The sequence below is a fragment of the Pseudomonas sp. genome, from assembly GCF_017744435.1.
Classification (GTDB): domain Bacteria; phylum Pseudomonadota; class Gammaproteobacteria; order Pseudomonadales; family Pseudomonadaceae; genus Aquipseudomonas.
Genome location: NZ_JAGIBG010000040.1, coordinates 1 through 22,604 on the forward strand (window position 1 = coordinate 1; position 22,604 = coordinate 22,604).

The window sequence follows — 22,604 nt, forward strand, 5'->3', positions numbered from 1 at the left end:
AGTCAGTCATGCCCTGGGTGTATAGGGCGAACAGGACGTGGCCGCCGACCGACAGGTTCGACTCCTCCATCAGCTTGGTCAGGTGCTCCGCCCCGGTCCTGGTGAAGTCGAGGAACGTCGTCGATCATGACCTTGCCCAGCCACCCGCTGACTGGGTAGGCGCCGGACACGGGGTGGAAGAAGCCCCATCCCTTGCCGGTCTTGGCGTTGTAGGTGCCGTTCACTTCGAACAGCAGGTTGTCGATGGCGGCGCTATCCGGAAGCTCCGAGCTAGCCAGGCTCAGGACCGCTGGGCTGCCGTCCGGTTTCTTGTCGATGAAGTGCATCACTGCGTGGCGAATGGGCATGGGTGATCCTCCGTGGCCGTCTGGCGGCATGGTGGCAATTTGGTTGCGGATGGGGTATTGGTGGCATCCTTCAAACTGAGTCATGCAAGGACGCTGTAATGGGTGATGAACCAGACGTCAAAAAAAGCTTTCTCAAACGCTCTAAAAAAACTCTTTCCGGACTGGAAGTGCAAAAAGAGGCTGAGCTTCACGCTTCGGCAGCTATCAGCGACTTGGCCGCCTGGAAGGCGATTTACAAGTTGTGCCTGGATTTGAGGAATTTTGAGATTCAGCAGTTGGTCCAACGGAACAATTTTTTCATGATCTTTCAGGGGGTGCTGCTGGCTGGCGTTTGTCAATCCGCTGGTCAAATACCTGTAGTGAGTTTTTTGATTTGTTTAGTTGGTTTCGGTACATCCCTGTTGCAGACAGCAATGGCTGCTGGCGCAAAGTATTGGCAGGTTCACTGGGAGATAAACACCCAGCGCTCCGAGAAAGCAATGACAAAAATTACCCAGTACCATAGGGTGTTGCGAGGACAGCTCAGTAAACGGGGCGTTTCGATCGACAAGGATTTAGAATCTAAACTCGAAAATCGTATGCTCATGGTTCACCTATTTGAAGAGGATTCAAATAAGGATGCTATTGAAAAAAGCTTGTGGAGTAGTAGGCCATACGCTCACTTTACAAATCGTTTTATTATGAGAAAATTTTCATCAAGTAGAATTCCAATTTATGCTGGAATCTTTTTATCTGTGATCTGGTTTCTATTGATGATGTGCACTGTCAGATTTGATGGGCTTGATTGGGGTGTGCTCGATTTTATTACTGGCTTCCCAAGAAAGTCGTAAGCTCAATTTTTCGCCGTTCGCTCCACATACTAAGCCGCTGGGCGGCAGATTGATGTGCTGCTGGCGCCGGCCGTGCCGGACGCGTGCGGTGATGCGTTTCATTTCCGGGTGCGAACCTTCGGGAAGTCGATGCTGTTGCGCTCGATGATGGCGGTGAGCGTGGCGTAGGCGATGTTGACCTGTTTGGCCACCTGGGCGCGGTTCAGGCCGATATCCCGCATCGCGCAGATTCGCTCGACAAGCTTCAGCTCTTCGATGCGCTTCTGATTACGCTGGATCTGTCGCTGCACTTCGCGCTTGTCCACGCCTGGGCTCTTGCGCTCTTCTCGGCGGAACACGAAGTTGCCTTCGCGTGCAGCCCGGAATAGAGCCTGCCTTGAGTAGCCGGTTGCTTCGTGCACTTGCTGGCAGGTCATCGTCTTGGCCATCTTGCGGATCTCGGCCAGCAGGGAAAGGCGTTTGACCACTCTCGGGTCTTCAGCCTTCACCGGCGCGGCACGGATCACTTCGTCATCACGGCGCTGTCGGTGCGGAACGTATTGGAAGCCGTCGAGCACGATGATGCTGCCTCCAAAGGCAAGGAAGGCCGCTTGTGCGGCGTCCAGGTCAATTGACTGGTTCATGCCGACCTCACTTGATGCGAATCGAGCTCTCGCCGCGCTCAAGGTGCGCCCAGCCAGGCTCGGGAATGAGTTCGTGTTCGCAGTCTTCGCCGGCGTCCATCCGCTTGCGCACTGCCTCGTTGTGCTCGCGGTGGGCCTTGAGCTTGGTGGCGATCGCCTTCTTATCCGGGTCTTGGATCACCTGCACCCGGACCAGGTCGTCGGGCAGCTCGTCCAGCTTGTCGACGATCACCTTCTCAGGCGCAGCCGCCAGGGTGATGGTGAACAACGGGCGCTTGATCGACTTGAGATTGGCGGCCTCCATGTTGCGGCGCAGGTAGTCGCCTATCTGCGTGATCGCGTTCTTCTTGATGCGCTTGAGCTCGGTCAGGCGCTCGATCTCGGCGTCGATGGCCAGGACCTCACCTTCGATGTTGCGGCGCAGCATGGCGATGCTTTCTGCCTTGTCGCCAAACTCTCCTGCGATGCCATCCATAGTGTCTTGGATGGCCCGCTTAAGACCCTCGTCGTCGGTGTCGGCCATGGCGGCCAACTCCATCATCTGCTTAGTAAGCGGGTAGAGGCTGCTCACGCTACTTTCTCCTTGGCGAACTTGGGAGATAAATCGGCAAGCTCTTTGGCCACTCGCTGAACACCGCTGGAGTCATTTCGATTGCCGAGCCTGCGGACTGCGGAGTCATGGATCTTCTTGAGCTCGTACAGGCTTTGCGCTCCCTTCATCGTCTCGATGGTTGCTTTGATGAAGTCCAAACGCTCTTGCTTCTGACGTTCGATCTCTGCCTCTCTGTCTTCGGCCTGTTCAATGGCTTGCTCGGCCTGAAGTTGCTGGACATAGCTCTGGTCATCGAACATGCCCAGGAACACGTCGGCGCTGAAGCCCAGCATCGACAGGGACTTCTTGATGGCGTCGGTGAGGGACTTCTTCGGCGCCTCGCCATCGGTGGTCATACCGTACTTGGTCTTGTACTGGTACCGGGTGCATCCGTACTGCTCGACCTCGCCGCGCTGGCCGTCCTGCATGAACCACAGCTGGATTTTGACGGTATGGCCGATCTCCCGGCCCAGGCAAATTCGCTTGTCGCCTTCACCGGCGAACACCTCGTGGCCGTCGTCGAATCGCTCTTCCAGAACCTTCCAGCCCCAGCCGATACCGACCGGGCCGAACATCTCGGTCGCCTTCATGACCATCGCGGTGCCGTTCAGGCTGGTGATCTTCTGGCCGCCGACCTCGGCGTTCTTGGTGTAGCGGGTATCGGTGGTCTGCACCTGCTCCCAGATGCGCATGTTGGTAGTGGACATTAGAAAACCTCGCGCCAGGCCGGCGCCGTCAGTTGGAATAGGGAAATGCTAGGTCACGCCCGTGATGTAAGGCCGAACGCCCTGGCTGCCGGTGATGGTTGCGCGCTCTTGCCGGCTTACGCTCCCTTGCGGGTACGGTTATCCCCGAAGGGCCCGCCGTGCTCGGGGTCTTGCGTCAGGAGGTAATGCAGCCGGCCCAGGCGCTAGCGAGCATCCAGGCGGTGCAGAAGAAGATGGCGATGAAGCTGCCGCGCCAGGTTGCGATGCGGCGGGCGCGCTGGTAGCTGGTCATGACCGAGGCCTCACGGCAATGCGCCCTGCCTTGATGGCAGCCACAAGCTTCGGCGGCAGGTTCGCGACAGGCAGCTCGCGGGGAATGCCCGCACCGATGATGGTCAGGCTGCGCTCGATCTGCTCAAGCTGCTCGTCGATCAGAGATTTAACCGGTGCAGTGCTCATGCAACCTCCTTGCGCCCATCAACGATCTTGTTGAGGCGCCCACAGTAGTGGTTGAACTCTTCGATGGTGATGCGCTGGTCGGCCAGCATCTCGGTGAGCTGCTTCTGGATCATCGCGGACCAGCTCACCGGAGTAGATGGCTCTGCCAAGGCATCTAGCTCGTTGTCGAGCAGAACGTGTGGGCTCATGGCTCGTTCGCCAGATCAGCGTCGTGCTGCACGCCTTGCTCGGCGTACCCTTCAAGCATTGACTCGGCGATTTCGAAGAGCTTGCCGCCGACGTGGTCGCTTGGGCCGAGGATGTCCGGGACCATGCTCTTCACCGGCCCGCCGGCCTGTGCTTGAAGCAGGAGCAGGGCCAGGGCGTTGATGTCGTCCTGCTCGGCCTCCTGCAGGGCGCGAAGGTGTTCGGCCAGCTTGGCTACGAACTGGTCTTGGCGTACGCCGACCGGCCCACCGAAGCGCTGTGGGATTAGAACGTCGCAGCCGCCAACAAGGCTTTCAGCGTTGCTCTCGATCCACTGCTGCGCAGCTTCCTGATAGGCTGAGTTGTCTGCCGGCTCGGCGTTGTCGTACTGCCATTGTGCTGCTCGAAGTGCGCCCATGGCGTCCTCCTGGTGGTTGTGCGGCCGCATTGGCCAGACGTCAGGCGCGGGCGACCAAACCCACCGTGAAAGGTGGCCTGGCGCCTGCCGATGCGGTCGATAAGTAGAGAAAATGCAGGCGCTTGAGACAGCCTGAGGGGGCATGGCTGGTGAGTTGTCGCTTTCCAGCCCGCGATGCGATATCCGCTGTATTGCTAACAGCGGATTGGGCAGGACTTACTGCTTGGTGAGGGCCGCTTCGTTCGATGTTCCATAGCCGTTACAGACCCTGGAGGCAGTGTTTGAACTTTTGAGGGTCATAGTGCAGTCCACCGCGCCGTCGTGGATCTGATAGGGAAGAGTTTTACCTGAAGAGGATCCGGTCCCTGAGCTGTTAGTCGTAGACATGAAAGCTTTCTGGACTTGGTCAATTTGATAGCGATTTGCACCAATCGAAGTAATCTTGACGGTGTATGTCTGAGAAAAACCTAGGCTGTTTCGACCTGACCCCGTCCATGTGCCTTCGAAGTCATTAACACCAGAGATTTGCGAGCGATCCCTACCATCTGCTGCGCCCTTATTTGTGTCGACACGTGCGCAGACTTGGCAGGACCGGTAGGTGACGGATTTCTGTGTAATGGGACTGGTGCCAAAAAGGCTTTCTGGTTCCTGGCTTTTGTTCACCAGTACCGTCTGGTACGGAGTTCCATCCACGTAATACTCGACTTTCGAGCAGATTTTTTCGGAGCTGTGAACGACGATTTCCGCACCGTAGCTTGGCTTCGAACCATAGCCTTTTACAAAATCAATCGCACCGCTGCACTGCCCAATGATTTTCTGGCAATCACATTGCTCTGCAAGTGCCACAGGGGATGCGGCCAGTATTAAGAGGAGGGATATTCGCACGTTGATGCTCCAGTAATGGGATTAGAGGAACTATCAGCAATTGTAGATAACGATGGCACTTGTGCTCCGTCAGCTCTATTCGCCCAGCTCGTCCTACTTTCCCGTCTGGCCCCATAGCCAGGGCCAGCCAGTGAAATCGTCATGCTGCAAACAACACTTGCTGCTGAGGCTCTGGCATCAGGTAAGCGACCAGCTTCTCGGTCGGCCATTCCGTGACGTCGGTCCAATCGGGATGCATGACCTTGAACACGATCGGATGCAGCCACTGGCCCTGCCTCTTGTCCGGGCTGATGCAGAACTTGAAGCCCTGGTCTTTAAGGTGCATTTCGTGTTCCTCCAGTGGATTCCCAAAGCACCAGGTCACCCAGGTGCTTCAGTGAATCGCAGGCATGAAAAAGCCCGCATAGAGCGGGCTGTGTGTCGAGACTCGCAAGTTCAGAGAGCTATCTCGAGATTTACCATGCGCCGAACCAAATTCCGGTTCCGTGCACGGCCGCGACCGGGAAGAAGATCGCGCCAGCAATCAGGAATCCCCAGCTTGCAGTCTTGAAACAGACAACAACATGGGTAAGCCAAGAGGCGATCAGCCAGAGCACAAACGCAATGGTAGGTATGCCTTTCATGTGTATTCCTTATGCAAAAACCGCCAATTATATCATTTTAATTTCAAGACTGTGGGCCGTTCAGGATCTCTCCCAAGCAATGCTTAAGAGGTGATTTCCCTGATACCCCTCGCGAGAAGGGCATCGAGGAAATCTGCCGCGACCCGCTACTGGCGTCGGTCGCTGGCAATCTTCGAGTTGGTGACTCCAGCCGCGGGCCTTTCGGCTTGTTCTCCCGCTGGATAACTGAACTCGGCGCTTTACGCTGCGCGCCCGGGGCAGTTGCCACCCCTCTGGACTGTTGAGGCCTGTCCATCGCTGCCTTCGAATCTGGGCCGGTGTCGATCCGGCAAGGTGTGTCGCTAAAGAGCGGTGAGGCTTGAGGGCCTCCCGAGGGGGCTGTGTAGCGCCTCGATGGATTAAAATTACCGTACGGTAATAATTAAGGTCAACACCTTTTGGTAATAAATTTCAGCGACCCACAAAAAAGCCCGCACAAGGCGGGCAAAGGAGGGAATCTAAAATCAGTCTTCGGCGGGTACGGTCCAGGCTAGGTGTACTGAGCCGTCGTCTCGATGCGCCACGGTCACGTTGTCGTTCTCGGCCACCTCATCCAGGATGCGCTCCCAGTCATAGGTGGCTTCGTGTTCTTCTTTGGCGATGACTGCCGACTTGGCCTTCTGCGCCGCTGGTGAATTGATGATTTTCTGAATGCGTGCTCCCATCATCTCGTAGGGCGTAGGCGGGGCAGGGGCTTTCGATTTCCGCTGTTTGGCCATAGCGTGATGCCTCATTTGCTGTATGCATGAACAGTATTTTGTCCATGGGTAAATGGCAATATTGGATGGAGCACATTTGTGCTCTTTTGGCGTGTAGGCATAAAAAAGCCCGCAAGGAGCGGGCAAGGAGGGGTTCGGCAGATCATTCTTTGTTGGTCTTTCGACCTGCAGAGAGGAGCCGTATCAATCCTCTGGGTCAGTTGTCTCTTCAGGCGCCTGCCTGGCGATCAAATCAGCCATCAGCTCTGCAATGGCATCGCTGTTGTCCACCAATACCTCCAGGTGCTCGCTGATTCGTTCGTATGATTCTGTAGCGCCTCTCTGGTCGAGCCAGGCCCCTACTTCTTCGATGGCGGCACCGAGTGCGTTGATGTTCTGGTTTAGCCGGAGAAGCAGGGCGGCAGTTGGATCGTCGGGAAGGTTGGTCATAGCGACTCCTCCAAGTGATGAGGAAATCGTAGCAGGCAATAAAGAACCGCCGAGGCGGGATTTTGAGAATGACGGAGCAGTCAGCGACTTCGGTCTTCAGTGCGACTCGTGGCGCCGGTACAAGGTTAGGCCAAGTGCAAGCATCCCTAACATCCCCGCGCAACTGCGGTTGATCCACTGCATCACCCGTGATGAGAACTTACGCATGGCATGGCGCCCGCCAATAGCGTAAATGCTCATCATCACGCAGTCGATCAATGCACTGGTTACAGCCAGGATCACATACTGCAGGGCGAGTGGTTCTGAAGGCTGGATGAATTGCGGAAGGAAAGCCGAGAAGAACAATAAGCCCTTTGGATTGGACAGCCCGACGAATAGAGCTCGCCGGAAAGCTGCTCGCCCCGTTGCGGCACTCTGCGTCCCCGCTTCGGACAGCGGGTGAGTGGGGGCACGCCAGAGAACCCAAGCCAAGTAGAGCAAATACGCAGCACCCATCCACTTAACCAGAGAGAACAACTGCTCCGAGGCTTGGAGCAGGGCGCCCAGACCGCATCCGACGGCACCAATAAGGATTAGGTCAGACAGAGCTGCACCTGCCATCCCGAAGGAAGCTACACGCATCCCGTTGGAGGCTCCGTTACTGAGCGCCAGGAGCATCGATGGTCCGGGCGTGATCATCACTGCGCTGACCGCAATGACGTAGAGAAAGAGCGTCGAGGCGTCCATCCAATAAATGCTCCTGCGGTCATGTGAGTGCTTGCAAGACCGGCAATTTAACCTGGCGCTGACTCGGCGGGCAACGCTGCCGGGGCGAGGTCGCACCTCAATCGTTCATCAGCGTTGCAACGCCGCGGGTGATGAACTCCAGGTTGTCATCCAGCTTGGCCAGTGACTGGCGAATCTTGATCGACCCGTCGGCCGGCCCGTGAATCTGCTCGATCCATTTGGAAAGCTCTTCGACGGCTTCAGCGATGGCGAGCTGGTTCTCGTTGAGCTTGTAGATGAGAGAAGGAATAAGGTCGTTGGTAGGCATGACGCGATCCTCCATGTGGCAAGGAAAGCGTAGCAGGGACAAAAAAGCCCGCCGAGGCGGGCTAATACCGAGCGCTGATATGGAGGGAGGAGCGCTCGGTGGGATCAGTGCAGCCTGGTCTGGAAGTCCGAGTTGCTGCCGGCGCTCAAGCGGTCAATCTCAACCAGGGCTGCTTCAATTTGCTCCAGCGCCTCTGCAACTCTTTGAAGCGACCCTTCAGGGTATCCCTGAGACACTGGGGTTATCCCTTTCATGGAAGTGGCCAGCGCCAATTGAGCATCAGCCATTCGCGAAAGCAGAGATAAGGTTAGCTTGTCGGTGACCATGGCTGGATCCTCCAGAGGTCATGACAGGATAGCAGGCAGCAAAAAGCCCAGTTCTAGGCCTGGCTCTCTGTAGATTGTGCCAAATCCATTTGGCTTTGCCATATTGGTCGGGCTGCGTTACGGCAGTGTGAAAGGCATGAAAAAGCCCGCAGTGGCGGGCTTGTGGTTAGGATGCGACATCAAGTGTGTCATGCAAAGCTTTCACTACGTATAGTATCGGCTTGCCATCTACCGTCTCTACCTGCACATCTACGATAAAAGCTTTGTGGTAGATGTTCGTTTCGTTGATCACCATGCGGTTTTTCAGATCGTCAGTGCCGAAAAGAACTTTGACCGGATCAGGGGATATGCTTTCGATCCGAGCCTTGTCGCCGGTTTTATTCTTTAGTTCATTGCGAGTTTGGAACCACTTCAGCGCAACAAAATGGTGGTCGCCTGTCATCGTTTCCTTTGGCTGTGGAGTCATGTGTCGATGCAGGAAATTCTGGGCTGCGTTGGCTTCCATCGCGCCCATCGAGATATTGACTGTTACGCCCTGGTGAAAATTCATCACGCCAATGTTCATTTGGGCCCCCTGATCCTTAGCTGTCGGCTCCATGATCTTGACGATATTTTTTAGCGTATTCTGCTCATCGGCAAGCGTGGGTTTTGAGCCGAGTTTACCTAAAGACCAGTCAAATATCGCCTTAAGATAATCCGCGTACTCGCCGATTGACTTCGCCACATCGAGCAAGGGAAGAATTCCGACGGCATACGGCACAAGCTCGTTGATTATGCTTCCGCTACGAATTTCTTGGACATACATTTGTGTTGCTGCACTGTCCTCTGGGGACTCGAATGCCGCCAAGTACAACCTGTACTCGCGGGCCAAGGCCTGCAGGCTTTCTGTGTAGTCATCTACGGCAACTGGGAGGACATTTTTCAGCTCGAAATGCAGCCTATTCTCTGGCGTGACATCCATGTACTCTGCTTCCTTTTATGTGGAAAATAACGTGCGCCACACACTGGCAGCGCTAGATTACTCGCATCCTCTCCGCTCAATCCGCCCCACCTTCACCTCACCCCCATACCCCGCCAACCGATCCAGCCAGCCTGCATCACCTGGCAGATCCTGATCACTGCGCCCGATACAAGTGGTTCAGTATGATCAGCTCAATCACAACTACAAGGACGCAGATTGCGATGAACCCTGGGCTGAAGACCCGCTTTCGATTGGATGAACCTGCGCCCAGGCTAGACACGTCCGCGCCATCGGATACCGCTACGAGGAGTGCCAACAAGGCATAGATCCACGCTTTACCCCAGAAACCACGCTCTCGCCACTGAGTCATCCGTAACCGTCCACCGTCCTAATTCAGAGTCTTCTATGGCTTAGCTTTGATGGTTAGTCTTGGCTGGGCTTGGTTAGGGGCATAGCTAGAAGCTCCGGCCAGTCCACCAGTAAATGATCTGCGCCAGGACTGTGATGTCGGTCTCACGACCACCTGGCACCTCGATCGGCGGATACTGTCCGTTGTCCGAGATGATCGTCAGGCCGTCCAGGCCGCGCTGGATGCGCTTGATCTGTAGCTTCCCACGCATCAGGAAGAAGTAGATTGCATCGTCCTCAACTGAGGTGATCCCAGCGTCCACCAGAACAGCATCCCCGCTACGGATCGTCGGAGCCATGCTGTCACCTCGTCCGGAGATCAGCTTGAGGTTCTCTAGCTTGGTGTAGGTGAGGTTCTGACGTACCCAGTTCGCATCCAGGCTCATATGCTCAACAACCATGTTGATATCAGGCGGCACCGAGCCAGGGCCCATCGAGCCCTCAACGTCGTAGCGCGGAACGTCAACCAGGCTGCGGTAGCTTTTGATCTTTTGGGCTAGCGGGGCGGGTAGGCCTTCGATGCTGACTGTGTCGGAAGTCAACTCGAGAGGCGCATCTAGCCCATACCGCGGCACGCCGAATGCCTCTTCAATCTCCCTTGCAAAGCTCTCGCCTATTGTCTTCGATCCCGGGCTTTCAGGGGATGCGAGGCAGCGGGATATGAAATTCTGTGGCTTCCCTAGCTTAATTGCCAGGCGCGACTGAGCCCCACGGATGCCAGCGCCGTACTCCCGATCCATCAACTTCTGCAGGTTGTGCCTGCGCACGTCACGTAATTCCATTGCGCGATTCTCTATGGGCATTACTTTCCGGTAAATGACCATGTGGTATTGATAAAAAGTTACCGAGCGGTAATACTCGGTGCATCACAGAGGAGATTCGTGATGCGAACCAAGCACACCAAGCTGTTGGAGTGGCTGAAAACCGCCTCGGACGCGGACGTTAAGAAAACCGGCACTACCCGTGGCTACCTAAAGCAGATTGCCTACGGTAATAAACAAGCGTCGGCGATGCTTGCTTCTGCCCTTGAGCGCGTGAGCTACGGGCTTCTGACCCGTAAATCTCTGCGCCCAGAGGACTGGGACGTGATCTGGCCTGAGCTGCAGTGGGTGGCCTGATCATGTCTGAGAGCCAATTAAGCCTCAGCGAAGGCGATATCGCCCGAGAGATCGAGACCCTGATCTTGCATCGGGTTGCACAGGTCAGCCAAAAGCGCATTGCCCTGGAAACGGGTTGCAGTGAGTCGACCGTATCGCGCTGGAATGATGGCGAGTACCAGCGCTGGGCGAAGGTCCAGGCCATGCTGGGCTTGCGGGTAGTTCCACAGACTGCTGTGGTCGTGACCGCCGAGTATCTGTCCGCACTTGAAACCATGGCCCGGATCGGCCTCAAGGCCGAGAAGAAGCGGCCCGGCCCGTTGGGGTGGGACTGACATGCAGTTCACCGTCACGATCAACCAGGCGAAGGCGCTCGACTGGGGTTTGAACGCCCAGCAGGCGCTGCTGTTCGCGTTCGTCTACGAGTGCCCAAGCTGGGCCAAGTTGGTCAAGACGGACAAAGGCGATTTCTACGCCTTGAGCAAGGCGAAGATTGTCGAGGAACTGCCGCTGCTCACCGACAAGCCGGATACTGCGTATCGCCTGCTGAAGGCGATTGCAGGCGCCGGCCTGATCAACCTTTCCAGCACCAACAACATCACCCTGGTGCAGCTAACTGCCAAGGGCAAGGAGTGGAACAAGAAGCTCGACGGGTCGGAAAAATATCCGACCAAGAAAGATAAGGTCGGAAAAAAATCCGAGCCTGTACCTCGGGAAAAAATCCGATCAGGGTCGGAAAAATCTCCGAGCAAGGTCGGAAAAAAATCCGAGCCTGGGTCGGAAAAATCTCCGACAAATCAGGATACCAGTAATCAGGATACCAATCAGGGTACCAGTCACAGTGTGCAGGACGTCCCGGCTGCGCCGTCGCAACCTGCCGGGCTGACCTTGGTTTCGTCCGATGCGCCGCGCTGCGAAATCCCAGCCGACATGCCAGGGCCGAAAGATCCATCCTGCAAAACCTTCAAGGCCTGGGCCAACTACGCCATGGCCTACCGCAGCCGCCATGGGGCATGGCCAGTTTGGAACGCGAAGGCTGGCGGCCAGATCGGCCAGTTAGTGGACCGCCTCGGTATCGACGTTGCCCACCACGTCGCCGCGTACTTCGTCCGGATCAACGACAGCAAGCTGGTCAACCGCCTGCATAGCCTTGGCGACCTGCTCCAGAACGCCGAGGCCTACCACACCCAGTGGGTCACCAATCGCCAGATGACTGGCACCACTGCCCGCCAGATCGAGCAAACCCAAGCCAACTACAGCGCCGCCGAGCAGGCCTTGGAAGCGCTTCGAGCCAAGAGGGCTGCAACCCATGCTGAGTGAAGACCAGCAAGACCAACTGCTGCTTTCCTTGTTCGCCACCGCTGAGGTGATGGGCCAGCAGCTCACCCAGGGCGCTGCGCTGCTGATGGTCGAGGACCTGCGCGAGTACAGCGAAGGCGTGCTGACTGATGCGCTCCGCACTTGTCGGCGTGAAGGTGGTCGTCTGACCGTAGCCGCGATTCTCAAGCACGCTCAGGCCGCTGATGGACACCCCGGCAAGGACGAAGCCTGGGCTATCGCGCTATCGGCCAGCGATGAAAGCGAAACGGTGGTGATGACTGCCGAGATATGTCAAGCCATGACCGCGTCAAGCCCTGTGCTCGAGGCTGGCGACAAGGTTGGCGCCCGCATGGCCTTCATGAGCGCCTATGAGCGCTTAGTTGTCGCCGCCAGGGCTGAGGCGCTCACGGCCAAGTGGGAAGTTTCTCTGGGCTATGACCCGGCCCGCCGAGTCACCGCTATCGAGTCTGCGGTGCGCTCGAAGCTGATCAGCCAGGAGGCGGGAGCCAAGCATCTGGCTCACCTGAGAATTGCTCCTGCCACTGAGGATGGCCACGCCATAGCAGGCCTGATCACTGGTGAGGTGCGAACCAAGACCAGCCCCAAGGTCCGCGAAAAGCTCGCCGAGGTCCGCTGCATCATCAAGGCCGCCCAGGCCAAGAAAGATCGCAAGCGCACCAAGGAAGCGCAGCGCCACCGAGTCGATACCTACCTGCGTAAGCGGCAGACACGCGCCGCCATCGCTCAGTTGAACATCAAGCGCGCCGGGCAGTCAGCCGGGGAGGGTGTGTGATGAATTCCCTGTGGCTGGCCTTCGTCTTTGCGCTTGGCGTGCTCGGCGGATGGGTTGGCGCTCCCGATAGCATCAAGAACGACTGCGACCGTATCGACGGCTTCTACATCGGCAACACGACCTACAACTGCACCATCGGGAGGGCCAGGCCATGACCGAGAAGATCAGCGTGAACTGCCAGGCCAAGCTGTCCGAGGCTGTCACCATGCTCACCGGCATGTTCCGCGAGAAGAGATTTGTCGTGGTGAGCATGCGCCCGGGCAAGGACCGAACCCTGGACCAAAATGCTCTGTGGTTCGCATTCTACAAGCGCATCTCCGAGATGACCCAGATAGGCGACGCATCGGACGCTCGCAAGTACTGCAAGCTGCACCACGGCGTGCAGATCCTGCTGAACGAGGATCAGGACTTCCAGGCGGCCTGGTACCGCGTCATGCGCCACCTCTCCTACGAGGAGAAGCTGGACATGATGGGCGACTGCAAGCTGTTCGGCCCGGACGGCATGCCGGTGACTAGCCTGTTCAATCGTACCCAGGGCATTGCCTACACCGAGCGGGTGGTGGCGGACTTCTCGGCCCGTGGCGTTGTGTTCAGCGATCTGCTTGGGGAGGTTGCGGCGTGACACTGTCCAAGGAGATCAAGCCGAAGAAGTGCAAGGCGCCCGGCTGCGGCCAGCGCTTCAAGCCGTCCATGATCACGCAGAAGGTGTGCAGCGTCGCCTGTGCGTTGGCCATGTCGAAAGATTCGAAGGTGCAGAAGGTCGCCGCCCAAGCCATCACCAAGCAGGCCCGGGAAGACCTCAAGGAGCGCCGAGAGAAGCTGAAGACCCGTCGCGAGCACATGGCCGAGGCCCAAGCTGCGTTCAACGCCTACATCCGCGAGCGTGACGCCGGCCTGCCGTGCATCAGCTGTGACTCGAATCCGAGCGACCACGACCTCATCACCGGCAGCCGTTGGGATGCTGGGCATTACCGGTCGGTTGGCGCCTGCCCGGAACTGCGCTTCGAGCCGCTCAACGTCCACCGGCAGTGTGTGAAGTGCAACCGGAACCTGTCGGGCAATGCCGTCGAGTACCGCATCCGTCTGGTGGAGCGCATCGGAACCGACAATGTGGATTGGTTGGAAGGCCCTCATCAGGCCCGCAAGCACACCATCGATGATCTCAAGGCCATTAAGGCCGAGTACAGAGCAAAGATAAAGGAATTGGAGGGGCAAGCAGCATGATCTATACGAGCATCCTGGCGGCTGTCGTTTCGGCCCTTGCAGCGGAGGCGATCGACAATACCAGCAAACAGGCCTGGCAGAAGCTTTATGTACCTGGCAGCGATGACGGGCACGACCTGGCCACTCTTAGCGGTTCAGTGGATCGCGGTGAGATCAGCAGAATGGATGCCGACTGCTGGGTGTTTGCCCGGCTGCGTAGTCAGCTCAAACCACGGCACTGGGATGTACTGGTGGCCAAGTACAGCACGCACAAGGGCCGCAAAGCCCAGTCGATTGGCCGTATCTGCCCCTTGGTTGCATCTCATGCGCCGAAGCTGTTCGTGACCAGCGCTGTCACGGCCTGGGCCATTCCGAAGCTGAAAGGCGCAGAGGGTAAGCGCTCGAGCGACATGATCGTGTTGCCGTCTCAGTTCTACGACATTAACCGCTGGGATCCGGATGCCCGGCCAGAGCGCACGCGCCGTCGCTGGAAGAAGGGCGTCGAGGATGTGTTGGAGGAGATGATAGATGAGGCCTTGAAGGCAGCGGCAGAGGTACTGAATTTCGAGGGGTTGCTTATGTTGTCGGCGGCATAGTGCTCAATTTATCGGCGATGGCTATTTAATGGCTTAGCGTTCAGAATGTAGCCCTTTTTTGCCAGATCGCCATGGGGAGCGATATGAGTGGTGTGGTTGCACAACGAAAGCGTAGTGTTGAATTTCTCTTGGGGCTTGGCGTTTTCTTCATTCCTGTCATTTTCTCTTGGTTCCTTTTGAGAAAAGGGCATTCCACGATTGCTAGAATTCTGGGTTTTGCGTGGTTGGCTGCTGGGCTTCTCATCCTGGTCCCGGCGGCCTACCGGGCGATTCTAGCCTTGAACATTGATGCACCTGCTGAGCCCCGGAAAACCTATCTCTCCTCCCAAATTGCGGCCAGCTATGACGAGAACACTGCTGCAGCGGACATGACGTTCAAGGAACAGCGAGTACAGGTGAGCGGCAAGGTAACGGATGTCAACACTGATTTCCTGGGTTACCCCTACTTGGAAATGGCCGGAACAAACCCATCCTTTGGTCCACAGTTCAAATTCGCCAAGTCTGATGCCCAGGCCGTGGCGGCGGTGAGGAAGGAATTGACAGTCCATGTGATTTGCACGGGACAAGGCGAGATCGCCGAAACGCCAATGTTTGACGATTGCAAGATCTTGAAAACCTATCATTCCTTTCAGATTGCTGCCAGCTATGACGAGGACATCGCTAGAGCGGACATGAGGTTTAAGGGAAAGCGAGTAATGGTCAGCGGCGAGGTTACGGATAACAACACTGATTTCCTCGGCTACCCTTATTTGGAGATGGTTGGAACAACCCCAGACTTTGGCCCGCAGTTCAAATTCGCCAAGTCTGATGCTCTGGTCGTCGCAGCGGTTAAGAAGGGATCGACAGTCCGATTGATGTGTACCGGACGAGGGAATATCGCCGAAACGCCAATTTTTGAAGACTGCAAGATAGCCAAGCGATTTCCGGCTTCTTCAAATTGACACTTGACATCAAATGGCCGCATGGCCGATTATTTTTACATCCTGTCATTCCTGCGCGTGTTGAGGAGTGACGAAAAGAGCCCGGCCACTGTGCCGGGTTTTTTATTGGCCCGAGAGGGCCTCAAGAGTCCCGGCCACGAGCCGGGATTTTCGTTCTTGGAGATCGGCATGAAAAGCAAGTACCGCTGCCTTGTCGAGGATATCCTCAGCTGCGAACAGAAGCTGAGGGAGGCGAAGTCAATTCAGCGTGATGCGCAAGAAAAGCTGACCAAAGCTGACGGCTATGTGACCTACCAGGAGGCCAGCCTACGCGAGAGCGAGCGCAAGCTGGCCGAGATCGAAGCTATCTTGTTTGGTTCAGAAACCCAGGCACTTCGCTAAGGTGTTGGGGTATTTGACATCCCCTTTGATCGCCTTCACTCGGTTATCCAGGTCGATTACGACCATCTGATCTTTAGACTCCATGAATCCGGTCTTGTAATAGAGCGTGTCCCGGATGCTTTCCGCTGTTCCTGGCGCCTCAATTGCGTAGAAGGAAGATGTCTCCTCCCATTTCGAGGTGGCGATTTCCGTCACCTTTTTGGTGAACGAGTCATACCTCTCTTGGTAGCTGTCGTCGTACTCGAAGCGAAACGTAATTACGAAGTGCCCCATGGCTCAGTCCTTTGCTGCGATTGTTGGGATTGTGAACATAGCATGTGGCCATCTTTTCATCTCTTTGAACTTGCCTGAGTCCTGCTGAGGGGCTCAGTCGGGCCTTTTATTCTAGGAACCACTCATGGCCGAACCAACAAGCACTGCCGCCAGCGTAGTGCTGGGCAAGTACGGGGTGGTGATGGCTGCATTCATCGGCTCGATCCTCTCCCTGGGCTTCCTGAAGGATCTGACCCGGTTCCAGGCCGCAACTGCTGTTGCTACCGGCTTCGGTTTCTCGGTCTACCTGACCCAGCCAGTCACTGCGTGGCTCGCCCCCAAGCTTGAGCTTGCGGTCACCGATGACCTGCTGTGCGGAGTCGCCTTCGTGCTGGGCCTGACTGCCATGAACATCATCCCGGGGCTCAAGGCGGCTGTGGGGTCGTTCGTAGCGGCGCGAGGTGCATGACATGGACAGAATCCTTGTTTCGGCGCTGACCGCCCTGGACGTGTTCCTGTGCGTGTTGGTGGTGGTGGCTGCGTGCGACTACCTGCGCAAGGTTCGGCCCGCCGATCAGCCACTGCTGAGCATCGCCTTCTACCTGGTGGCCATTGGCGGGTTCGGCGCATTCATCACCGCCCTACAAGGGCATTGGGTTAACCCATTCGGTGCGATGCTTCACGCCGGGGTGGTTGCCTATGCCTGGGCGAGACGCGGTCACGTCTTCAGCTGATCCGCACCACAAAATCGAGAAGCGCCGTTTCGTGGCGCGACCACCAGAGGATCCACCATGGACAACCAACACAAGAAGATCACCGGCTACCGCGACCTCACCCAAAGCGAGATCGACGGGATGAACTCGATCAAGGCCCTGGAGGCTGACGCTGGCGAACTATTCAAGCAAATCGGCCAGATCGAAGGCGTTGACCAGCGCACCTTGGCCTTGTCCAAGACCAATCTGCAGCAGGGCTTCATGTGGTTTGTGCGCGCGATCGCAAAACCTGCCGACCCCTTCGCCTGACCATCCCCGCAAGGAGGCCTGAATGGGCAACGTGACACGCCTGCGCCACGTCTTGCCGCTACCGGCTGACGTGGTAACCGCCACCAATGATCTGGACTCGGCGTTGATCAGGGCGATTGACGCAGCCAAGGAAGCCGGGCTTCCTCAAGGGCTGCTCGTTGCCATTCTGCATGGGCACGCTCATGCAGAGACGCACAGGATGGTGGTCACGTAAGGATGCGCTATTGGCTAAGTGCGCCTTTCGCAAAATCGACGGCAGCAGTAATAGCTGCCCTTGCTTGAGGGCTATTTCTCCAGCAGGTCGATCCCAATGCGGCAGATGCTCGCGCCAAGATGTCGGTAACATCGGCTCTGCCCAGTTCGGCCAATGAGTCGATACCCATCTGCTCAAGTCTGGCGATGACGGTTGGGCCTACGCCCTTGAGCTCCAATAGTGCAGCACGTTCCTTCGGTGGAAATGGCATCAGTGAAATCCCTATCTGATCAATGGTGCTTAGTAAGATTGCCTCATGTGGGTGGTCGGTGCCACAAGTGACTGGAGGCTAAGCACTTTGAGGAGACCATTTCCACCGGCAGACCTGCTCGAATCGTTGTGGCTCACGCTGCGTCCAGCTACCGGTGTGTGGGATTGGGTGCAGAGCGAGATACTTGCCGACGCTGGCAGCATTCACAACCCAGAGCATGCCCACCTGATAGACGCCAACGTCGGCGTGCTCTGGGCATCGACGGGATTCGCGAAGCAGGGGCGGGTCGTCCTTGGCCAGGCCGAGCAGGTGATGTTCCGTGCAGGTGGATGGTAGAAGGCCCGGCAAGAGCAGCAGATGCGGGATTGGTTCGGCGAGGAGCCGGACTACCTCATCACTCTGGCCGCCGACTACTGCGCACAGTGCACCGACGCTGAGTTCTGCGCCCTGGTTGAGCACGAGCTTTACCACATCGCACAGGCGACCGATGAGTACGGCGCTCCCAAGTTCACCCAGGAGGGGCTGCCCAAGCTCTACCTGCGCGGTCATGACGTCGAAGAGTTCGTCGGGGTGGTGAGGCGCTACGGTGCCAGCGAAGACGTACAGCAACTGATCGACGCTGCAAGCCGGCCGCCCGAGGTGGCCAAGATCAACATTTCGAGGGCCTGCGGAACCTGTCTGCTCAAGTCTGCCTGACCCCTGACAGACCCACGACGGATGAAAACCTATGGCGGCCCTGAGCAACGAGGTGAAAGCCTTTATCGTTCAGGCCCTGGCCTGTTTCGATACCCCCTCGCAAGTCGCGGCAGCCGTCCGAGAAGAATTCGGCCTTGAGGTGACGCGGCAGAAGTGCGAGGCGCACGATCCGACCAAGCGTGCGGGGCGTGACCTGGCCAAGCGCTGGGTGACCCTCTTCGAGGACACCCGTAAGCGATTCCGCGAGGAGACGGCAGAGATTCCGATAGCCAACCGCGCGTTCCGGCTCCGCGCGCTGGGTCGCATGGCGGAGAAAGCCGAGAGCATGAAGAACATGACCCTGACTGCCCAGCTACTGGAGCAGGCGGCCAAAGAGGTCGGCGATGTCTACGTGAACCGCCAGACCAAGAACGAGAATTCCCACGACAACGTGCCGCCCACCCGGGTGCAGGTCGACGTGGTGGATGCGAGGAAGCCTGATGCCGTCACTTAACGTGCCCCAGGCCAGCTTCCTGCGCATGGAAAACAAGTTTCGCGGATTCGTGGCCGGGTTTGGGTCGGGCAAGACCTGGGTTGGCTGCGCCGCGCTGTGCAAGCACGTCTGGGAGTGGCCACGGATCGACTCCGGCTACTTCGCCCCGACTTACCCGCAGATCCGCGACATCTTCTTCCCGACCATCGAAGAGGTCGCCTACGACTGGGGCCTTAAGGTCAAGACGAAGGAGAGCGACAAAGAGGTCGAGTTCTACAGCGGCGGCCAGTACCGCAGCACGACCATCTGCCGCTCGATGGAGAAGCCGCAGACCATTGTCGGCTTCAAGATCGGCCACGCCCTGGTCGACGAGCTCGATGTTCTGCCCGCGCAGAAGGCTGAGCACGCCTGGCGCAAGATCATTGCCCGGATGCGCTACAACGTGCCCGGGCTGAAGAACGGCGTGGACGTGACCACGACCCCCGAGGGGTTCAAGTTCGTCTATCAGCAGTTCGTGAAGCAGCTGCGCGAGAAGCCAGCACTGCAAGGCATGTATGGCCTGGTGCAGGCCAGCACGTTCGACAACGAGCTGAACCTACCACCTGACTACATCCCGTCGTTGATGGAGTCATACCCGGCCCAGCTGATCCTGGCCTACCTGAATGGCCAGTTCGTCAACCTTAATGCCGGGTCGATCTATCACGCCTACGATCGCAAGCTGAATTCCTGCTTCGACACGGTCGAGCCGGGCGAGCCCTTATTCATCGGCATGGACTTCAACGTCGGCAAAATGGCGGCGATCACGCACGTCAAGCGCGCTGACGGAAAGCCCAGGGCGGTGGATGAGCTGATCGACGGCTTCGACACCCCGGACATGATCCGGCGCATCAAGGAGCGCTACTGGCGGCACAATGGCCGCGAATACGAGAAGACCTGCGAGATCAGGATCTACCCGGACGCATCGGGCGGGTCCCGCAAGTCGGTGAACGCCAGTGAGACGGACATCGCCATCCTGCGCCAGGCTGGCTTTGCTGTGATCGCTCCCGACGCCAACCCTCCGGTTAAGGACCGGATCAACGCCATGAATGCCATGTTCTGCAACGCGAATGGCGAGCGGCGCTACCTGATCAACCCATTGCGCTGCCCGACCTATGCGGACGGACTGGAGCAGCAGGTGTGGGCTGCCAATGGCGAGCCTGACAAGAAATCTGGCGTGGACCACGCGAACGACGCGGGCGGGTACTTCATCCACCACGACTACCCGATCAGCAGGCCGGTTACCCACGTACCAATCACGTTCACTTTCTGAGGCCACCCATGCCGAACTTCACTCCCCGGGCAGAGTACTCGGAGGCCTTGCCCGGCTGGCAGCTGGTAAAGCGCTGCGTGGCCGGCGCCCGAGAGGTGCGCAAGCACGACGAATACCTGCCGATGCCGGACCCGGAGAACAAGTCCCCGGAGAACCTGGCGCGCTACAAGCAGTACAAGAAGCGGGCGATGTTCCTCAACGTCACCGGGCGAACGCGCACCGGCCTGCTTGGTGCGGTTTTCCGCAAGACTGCCGAGCTGCAACTACCGACCGGTGTCGAGTACCTGAAAGAGAACGCGAGCGGCGACGGTACCAGCCTTGAGCAGCTGTCCAAGGATGCCGTTGGCGAGTGCCTGGATGCAGGGCGCGGCGGCTTCCTGGTGGATTTCCCTGCAGTTGAGGGCGTGTCATCGATGGCTGACATGCAGGGCCGTGCCGCGCTGATTCACCACTACGGCGCCGAGTCGATCATCGACTGGGATGAGCAGGTGATCGATGGCGTGAAGCGCCTGGTCTACGTCTGCCTGCTGGAGTGCGTGTCTCAATTCAGCTCGGATAGCCTTGAGCGGACCACGGACACCCAGTATCGGGTGCTTCTGCTGGTCGATGGTCGCTACGTGCAGCGGGTGTACGGCAAGGACGGCCAGTCCTACAGCGAGATCCAGCCGCTCGACAAGAATGGGCGGGCCTTCGATCACATCCTGTTCAGCTTCTACGGCGCCCAAAACAACGACGCCAGCGTCGACAAGTCGCCTCTCGAGGATCTGGCCGACGTGAACATTCTCCACTATGGCAATAGCGCCACGGTGGAAGAGAGTGGGTTCATTAGTAGTCAGCCGACCTTGTTCATCACCACAGACATCAGTGCCGACGAGTTCGCCAAGGTGAACCCGAACGGCATGCACATCGGCTCGACCCGAGGCTACAACCTTGGCAAGAGCGGTACCGCGACCCTCGTCCAGGCAACCGAGAGCCAGTTGGCTCGCACGCTGCTGAAGGACAAGGAAGAGCAGATGCTGATGATCGGCGCCCGCATCGTCCAGAAGGCCGGCGGCGCTGAGACAGCAGAGGCAGTGCGCATTCGCTACAGCTCGGACAACAGCGTACTGGGTACCATCGCCGGTAACGTGTCTGAGGCCCTGAAGCGGGCCATCCTCGACGCCGAGCGCTTCATGATGGGCGAACCGGACGAAGCGGGCACGGTATTCTGGCTCAACCAATCGTTCTTCGATGAGGCGATGACCGCCCAGGACATCCTGGCCCAGGTTCAGCTGTGGCAGCAGGGTCTGATTGCGAAGTCCGACCTGCGCACCAACCTACGTCAGGGCGGCGTGCTCGAGGCTGACCGCACCGATGACCTGATCGATGATGAATTGGCTGAGCAGTCGCCGGTGACCGGCAGCGACACCGGAGCAGGCAATGAGCAGTGACGGCTACCTGTCCGACGCAGCGACTCGCCACCAGGTGCATGTGCAGCGCTACGCCGGTGGCAGCCTCAAGCGCCTGGCCAAGTTCATCACCAAGGCCATCAGCACCGCAAAATCGCGCGTATCCGACGGGTTGAGCCGGTACGGAACCCAACGGTACGAGAAGCAGATTCAGGAGCTCCAGGGCGAGCTTGCGGGCGTATACGGCGAGATGAAGCAGCAGGCTGTGCTCGACCTCACCGAGTTCGGTGGCTACGAGGCCGAGTTCAACATGACGCTGCTGGGCAAGGTCGTGAAGGCGGTCGTCCAGCTGAATACGCCCAGCATCGAGCAAGTGGCCGCTGCGGCCCTGGCTGATCCTCTCGACCTGGAGGTCGGCAAAGGTCGGCAGCGCATCAGTATCGCCGGCGCGCTTGACCAGTACGGCACTAAGAAGAGCGCCGAGATCATCAGCGAGATTCGCATGGGGTCGGCACTGGGCGAGACGACCGGGCAGATCAGTCGGCGGCTCACATCGCTCGGCGTGCAGCAGCGCGACCAGGCTGGCGCACTGGTTCGGACAATGACCAACCACATCGCCAGTTCAGCCCGGCAGCAGGTCATGGTCGACAACGACGACATCCTGAAGGGAAAGCGCCGTGTGGCCACCCTGGATGGCAGAACAACGCCGCTATGCCGAGCTCTGGACGGCACAGTGGTGCCCATGACCGCGCCTTCGCCGCCATTCCACTGGAACTGCCGGACCACCGAGATACCAGTGCTCAAGGATGAGTTTGCCCGGGAGATCCCCGGGTCAACCCGGCCAGCAGTAGGCCCGGACGGAGCCGAGCAGGTAAGCAGCAAGAACACCTACGGCGAATGGCTCGCCAGGCAGCCGGCTGCGTTCCAACAGGATGTGCTCGGTCCGGCGCGCTACAAGCTGTTCAGCAAAGGCGAGTTGTCCATCGACCGGTTCGTCGATGACGACGGAAAGACCCTGACCCTCAAAGATCTGCGTGACCGTGAACCGATGGCATTCGATCGTGCTGGACTGATAATGTAGTGTC

37 protein-coding genes and 2 pseudogenes are annotated in these 22,604 nt (G+C 58.0%); 20 read left to right on the forward strand and 19 right to left on the reverse strand.

Annotation, left to right across the window (positions count from 1 at the left end; all coding sequences use genetic code 11):
- Positions 1-347: pseudogene (locus tag J7573_RS22345) on the reverse strand (nucleoid-associated protein); the annotation flags it as partial.
- A 98-nt stretch (positions 348-445) separates the two neighbouring features.
- On the opposite strand from J7573_RS22345, the gene J7573_RS22350 reads away from it, so the two are divergent.
- On the forward strand, positions 446-1,177 hold the full coding sequence (locus J7573_RS22350) for a hypothetical protein (RefSeq protein ID WP_294340438.1): 732 nt from the start codon (positions 446-448) through the stop codon (positions 1,175-1,177).
- A gap of 98 nt (positions 1,178-1,275) precedes the next feature.
- Here the strand turns inward: J7573_RS22350 and J7573_RS22355 are convergent, their stop codons facing one another.
- From J7573_RS22355 to J7573_RS22435, 16 genes are all read right to left on the reverse strand, one after another.
- Positions 1,276-1,800: a hypothetical protein gene (locus J7573_RS22355; protein WP_294340439.1), complete on the reverse strand. Its 525-nt coding sequence runs from the start codon at positions 1,798-1,800 to the stop codon at positions 1,276-1,278.
- 7 nt (positions 1,801-1,807) lie between these two features.
- Positions 1,808-2,371: a siphovirus Gp157 family protein gene (locus J7573_RS22360; protein WP_294340440.1), complete on the reverse strand. Its 564-nt coding sequence runs from the start codon at positions 2,369-2,371 to the stop codon at positions 1,808-1,810.
- A complete protein-coding gene (locus J7573_RS22365) occupies positions 2,368-3,099 on the reverse strand; it encodes a hypothetical protein (RefSeq protein WP_294340441.1) in 732 nt (243 codons plus the stop codon). Before J7573_RS22365 ends, J7573_RS22360 begins: the two co-directional genes overlap by 4 nt.
- A 288-nt stretch (positions 3,100-3,387) precedes the next feature.
- Positions 3,388-3,558 carry a hypothetical protein gene (locus J7573_RS22370; RefSeq protein ID WP_294340442.1) on the reverse strand — a complete coding sequence of 57 codons (171 nt, stop codon included), beginning with the start codon at positions 3,556-3,558 and terminating at the stop codon, positions 3,388-3,390.
- A complete protein-coding gene (locus J7573_RS22375; RefSeq protein WP_294340443.1) occupies positions 3,555-3,746 on the reverse strand; it encodes a hypothetical protein in 192 nt (63 codons plus the stop codon). Before J7573_RS22375 ends, J7573_RS22370 begins: the two co-directional genes overlap by 4 nt.
- The gene (locus J7573_RS22380; RefSeq protein ID WP_294340445.1) at positions 3,743-4,162 is read right to left on the reverse strand and encodes a hypothetical protein; all 420 of its coding nucleotides are present in this window, start codon (positions 4,160-4,162) and stop codon (positions 3,743-3,745) included. Before J7573_RS22380 ends, J7573_RS22375 begins: the two co-directional genes overlap by 4 nt.
- A gap of 216 nt (positions 4,163-4,378) precedes the next feature.
- Positions 4,379-5,047: a hypothetical protein gene (locus J7573_RS22385; RefSeq protein WP_294340446.1), complete on the reverse strand. Its 669-nt coding sequence runs from the start codon at positions 5,045-5,047 to the stop codon at positions 4,379-4,381.
- A gap of 139 nt (positions 5,048-5,186) precedes the next feature.
- Complete coding sequence (locus tag J7573_RS22390; protein ID WP_294340448.1) at positions 5,187-5,372, reverse strand: hypothetical protein; 186 nt, start codon at positions 5,370-5,372, stop codon at positions 5,187-5,189.
- 130 nt (positions 5,373-5,502) lie between these two features.
- Positions 5,503-5,670 carry a hypothetical protein gene (locus J7573_RS22395; RefSeq protein WP_294340449.1) on the reverse strand — a complete coding sequence of 56 codons (168 nt, stop codon included), beginning with the start codon at positions 5,668-5,670 and terminating at the stop codon, positions 5,503-5,505.
- 503 nt (positions 5,671-6,173) lie between these two features.
- Positions 6,174-6,428, reverse strand: coding sequence for a DUF1654 domain-containing protein (locus J7573_RS22400; protein ID WP_294340450.1), 255 nt, complete (start codon positions 6,426-6,428; stop codon positions 6,174-6,176).
- Positions 6,429-6,611: 183 nt separating this feature from the next.
- A complete protein-coding gene (locus J7573_RS22405; protein ID WP_294340452.1) occupies positions 6,612-6,857 on the reverse strand; it encodes a hypothetical protein in 246 nt (81 codons plus the stop codon).
- 96 nt (positions 6,858-6,953) lie between these two features.
- A complete protein-coding gene (locus tag J7573_RS22410; RefSeq protein WP_294340454.1) occupies positions 6,954-7,583 on the reverse strand; it encodes a LysE family translocator in 630 nt (209 codons plus the stop codon).
- Between the two features lie 97 nt (positions 7,584-7,680).
- Entirely contained in the window at positions 7,681-7,890 is a 210-nt protein-coding gene (locus J7573_RS22415; protein WP_294340455.1) for a hypothetical protein, read from the reverse strand.
- 104 nt (positions 7,891-7,994) lie between these two features.
- Positions 7,995-8,216 carry a hypothetical protein gene (locus tag J7573_RS22420; protein WP_294340457.1) on the reverse strand — a complete coding sequence of 74 codons (222 nt, stop codon included), beginning with the start codon at positions 8,214-8,216 and terminating at the stop codon, positions 7,995-7,997.
- A gap of 166 nt (positions 8,217-8,382) precedes the next feature.
- On the reverse strand, positions 8,383-9,177 hold the full coding sequence (locus J7573_RS22425; protein WP_294340459.1) for a hypothetical protein: 795 nt from the start codon (positions 9,175-9,177) through the stop codon (positions 8,383-8,385).
- Between the two features lie 455 nt (positions 9,178-9,632).
- On the reverse strand, positions 9,633-10,367 hold the full coding sequence (locus J7573_RS22435) for a S24 family peptidase (protein WP_294340461.1): 735 nt from the start codon (positions 10,365-10,367) through the stop codon (positions 9,633-9,635).
- Positions 10,368-10,469: 102 nt separating this feature from the next.
- Here J7573_RS22435 and J7573_RS22440 point away from each other — a divergent pair, with 102 nt between their 5' ends.
- The 10 genes from J7573_RS22440 to J7573_RS22485 all read left to right on the forward strand — a co-directional run bounded on the left by J7573_RS22440 (position 10,470) and on the right by J7573_RS22485 (position 15,916).
- Positions 10,470-10,703, forward strand: a complete 234-nt coding sequence (locus J7573_RS22440; RefSeq protein ID WP_294340463.1) for a hypothetical protein — start codon at positions 10,470-10,472, stop codon at positions 10,701-10,703.
- Positions 10,704-10,705: 2 nt separating this feature from the next.
- A complete protein-coding gene (locus J7573_RS22445; RefSeq protein ID WP_294340465.1) occupies positions 10,706-11,017 on the forward strand; it encodes a CII family transcriptional regulator in 312 nt (103 codons plus the stop codon).
- 1 nt (position 11,018) lies between these two features.
- The gene (locus J7573_RS22450; RefSeq protein WP_294340466.1) at positions 11,019-12,002 is read left to right on the forward strand and encodes a phage replication protein; all 984 of its coding nucleotides are present in this window, start codon (positions 11,019-11,021) and stop codon (positions 12,000-12,002) included.
- The gene (locus J7573_RS22455) at positions 11,992-12,795 is read left to right on the forward strand and encodes a hypothetical protein (protein ID WP_294340468.1); all 804 of its coding nucleotides are present in this window, start codon (positions 11,992-11,994) and stop codon (positions 12,793-12,795) included. Before J7573_RS22450 ends, J7573_RS22455 begins: the two co-directional genes overlap by 11 nt.
- On the forward strand, positions 12,795-12,950 hold the full coding sequence (locus J7573_RS22460) for a hypothetical protein (protein ID WP_294340469.1): 156 nt from the start codon (positions 12,795-12,797) through the stop codon (positions 12,948-12,950). The genes J7573_RS22455 and J7573_RS22460 overlap by 1 nt, the downstream gene beginning before the upstream one ends.
- The gene (locus tag J7573_RS22465) at positions 12,947-13,417 is read left to right on the forward strand and encodes a hypothetical protein (RefSeq protein WP_294340471.1); all 471 of its coding nucleotides are present in this window, start codon (positions 12,947-12,949) and stop codon (positions 13,415-13,417) included. The genes J7573_RS22460 and J7573_RS22465 overlap by 4 nt, the downstream gene beginning before the upstream one ends.
- Complete coding sequence (locus J7573_RS22470) at positions 13,414-14,019, forward strand: recombination protein NinG (protein ID WP_294340473.1); 606 nt, start codon at positions 13,414-13,416, stop codon at positions 14,017-14,019. Before J7573_RS22465 ends, J7573_RS22470 begins: the two co-directional genes overlap by 4 nt.
- Positions 14,016-14,594: a hypothetical protein gene (locus tag J7573_RS22475; protein WP_294340474.1), complete on the forward strand. Its 579-nt coding sequence runs from the start codon at positions 14,016-14,018 to the stop codon at positions 14,592-14,594. The genes J7573_RS22470 and J7573_RS22475 overlap by 4 nt, the downstream gene beginning before the upstream one ends.
- Positions 14,595-14,677: 83 nt before the next feature.
- A complete protein-coding gene (locus tag J7573_RS22480) occupies positions 14,678-15,535 on the forward strand; it encodes a hypothetical protein (protein WP_294340475.1) in 858 nt (285 codons plus the stop codon).
- A 21-nt stretch (positions 15,536-15,556) separates the two neighbouring features.
- On the forward strand, positions 15,557-15,916 hold the full coding sequence (locus tag J7573_RS22485; RefSeq protein ID WP_294340477.1) for a hypothetical protein: 360 nt from the start codon (positions 15,557-15,559) through the stop codon (positions 15,914-15,916).
- On the opposite strand, the gene J7573_RS22490 is transcribed toward J7573_RS22485, so the two are convergent.
- Positions 15,893-16,189 carry a hypothetical protein gene (locus tag J7573_RS22490; protein ID WP_225785677.1) on the reverse strand — a complete coding sequence of 99 codons (297 nt, stop codon included), beginning with the start codon at positions 16,187-16,189 and terminating at the stop codon, positions 15,893-15,895. The genes J7573_RS22485 and J7573_RS22490 overlap by 24 nt on opposite strands.
- A 124-nt stretch (positions 16,190-16,313) precedes the next feature.
- On the opposite strand from J7573_RS22490, the gene J7573_RS22495 reads away from it, so the two are divergent.
- From J7573_RS22495 to J7573_RS22510, 4 genes are read left to right on the forward strand one after another with little or no spacing between them, the layout of a single operon-like run.
- A complete protein-coding gene (locus J7573_RS22495) occupies positions 16,314-16,637 on the forward strand; it encodes a peptidase M48, Ste24p (RefSeq protein ID WP_294340482.1) in 324 nt (107 codons plus the stop codon).
- Position 16,638: 1 nt separating this feature from the next.
- Entirely contained in the window at positions 16,639-16,902 is a 264-nt protein-coding gene (locus J7573_RS22500) for a hypothetical protein (protein ID WP_294340483.1), read from the forward strand.
- 57 nt (positions 16,903-16,959) lie between these two features.
- Entirely contained in the window at positions 16,960-17,190 is a 231-nt protein-coding gene (locus tag J7573_RS22505) for a hypothetical protein (protein ID WP_294340485.1), read from the forward strand.
- 22 nt (positions 17,191-17,212) lie between these two features.
- Positions 17,213-17,404 carry a hypothetical protein gene (locus tag J7573_RS22510; protein WP_294340487.1) on the forward strand — a complete coding sequence of 64 codons (192 nt, stop codon included), beginning with the start codon at positions 17,213-17,215 and terminating at the stop codon, positions 17,402-17,404.
- Between the two features lie 7 nt (positions 17,405-17,411).
- Here J7573_RS22510 and J7573_RS22515 read toward each other — a convergent pair whose 3' ends face one another.
- Complete coding sequence (locus J7573_RS22515; protein WP_294340488.1) at positions 17,412-17,654, reverse strand: helix-hairpin-helix domain-containing protein; 243 nt, start codon at positions 17,652-17,654, stop codon at positions 17,412-17,414.
- Between the two features lie 87 nt (positions 17,655-17,741).
- Here J7573_RS22515 and J7573_RS22520 point away from each other — a divergent pair.
- From J7573_RS22520 to J7573_RS22540, 5 genes and pseudogenes are all read left to right on the forward strand, one after another.
- A pseudogene (locus tag J7573_RS22520) lies at positions 17,742-18,350 on the forward strand (putative metallopeptidase).
- A gap of 31 nt (positions 18,351-18,381) precedes the next feature.
- Positions 18,382-18,843, forward strand: a complete 462-nt coding sequence (locus J7573_RS22525; protein WP_294340490.1) for a DUF2280 domain-containing protein — start codon at positions 18,382-18,384, stop codon at positions 18,841-18,843.
- Positions 18,830-20,131 (forward strand): terminase family protein, encoded by a 1,302-nt coding sequence (locus J7573_RS22530; protein ID WP_294340492.1) that lies wholly within the window; start codon positions 18,830-18,832, stop codon positions 20,129-20,131. The genes J7573_RS22525 and J7573_RS22530 overlap by 14 nt, the downstream gene beginning before the upstream one ends.
- Positions 20,132-20,139: 8 nt before the next feature.
- A complete protein-coding gene (locus J7573_RS22535) occupies positions 20,140-21,561 on the forward strand; it encodes a DUF4055 domain-containing protein (RefSeq protein ID WP_294340494.1) in 1,422 nt (473 codons plus the stop codon).
- A complete protein-coding gene (locus tag J7573_RS22540; protein WP_294340496.1) occupies positions 21,551-22,600 on the forward strand; it encodes a minor capsid protein in 1,050 nt (349 codons plus the stop codon). Before J7573_RS22535 ends, J7573_RS22540 begins: the two co-directional genes overlap by 11 nt.
- The last annotated feature ends 4 nt before the right edge of the window (positions 22,601-22,604 follow it).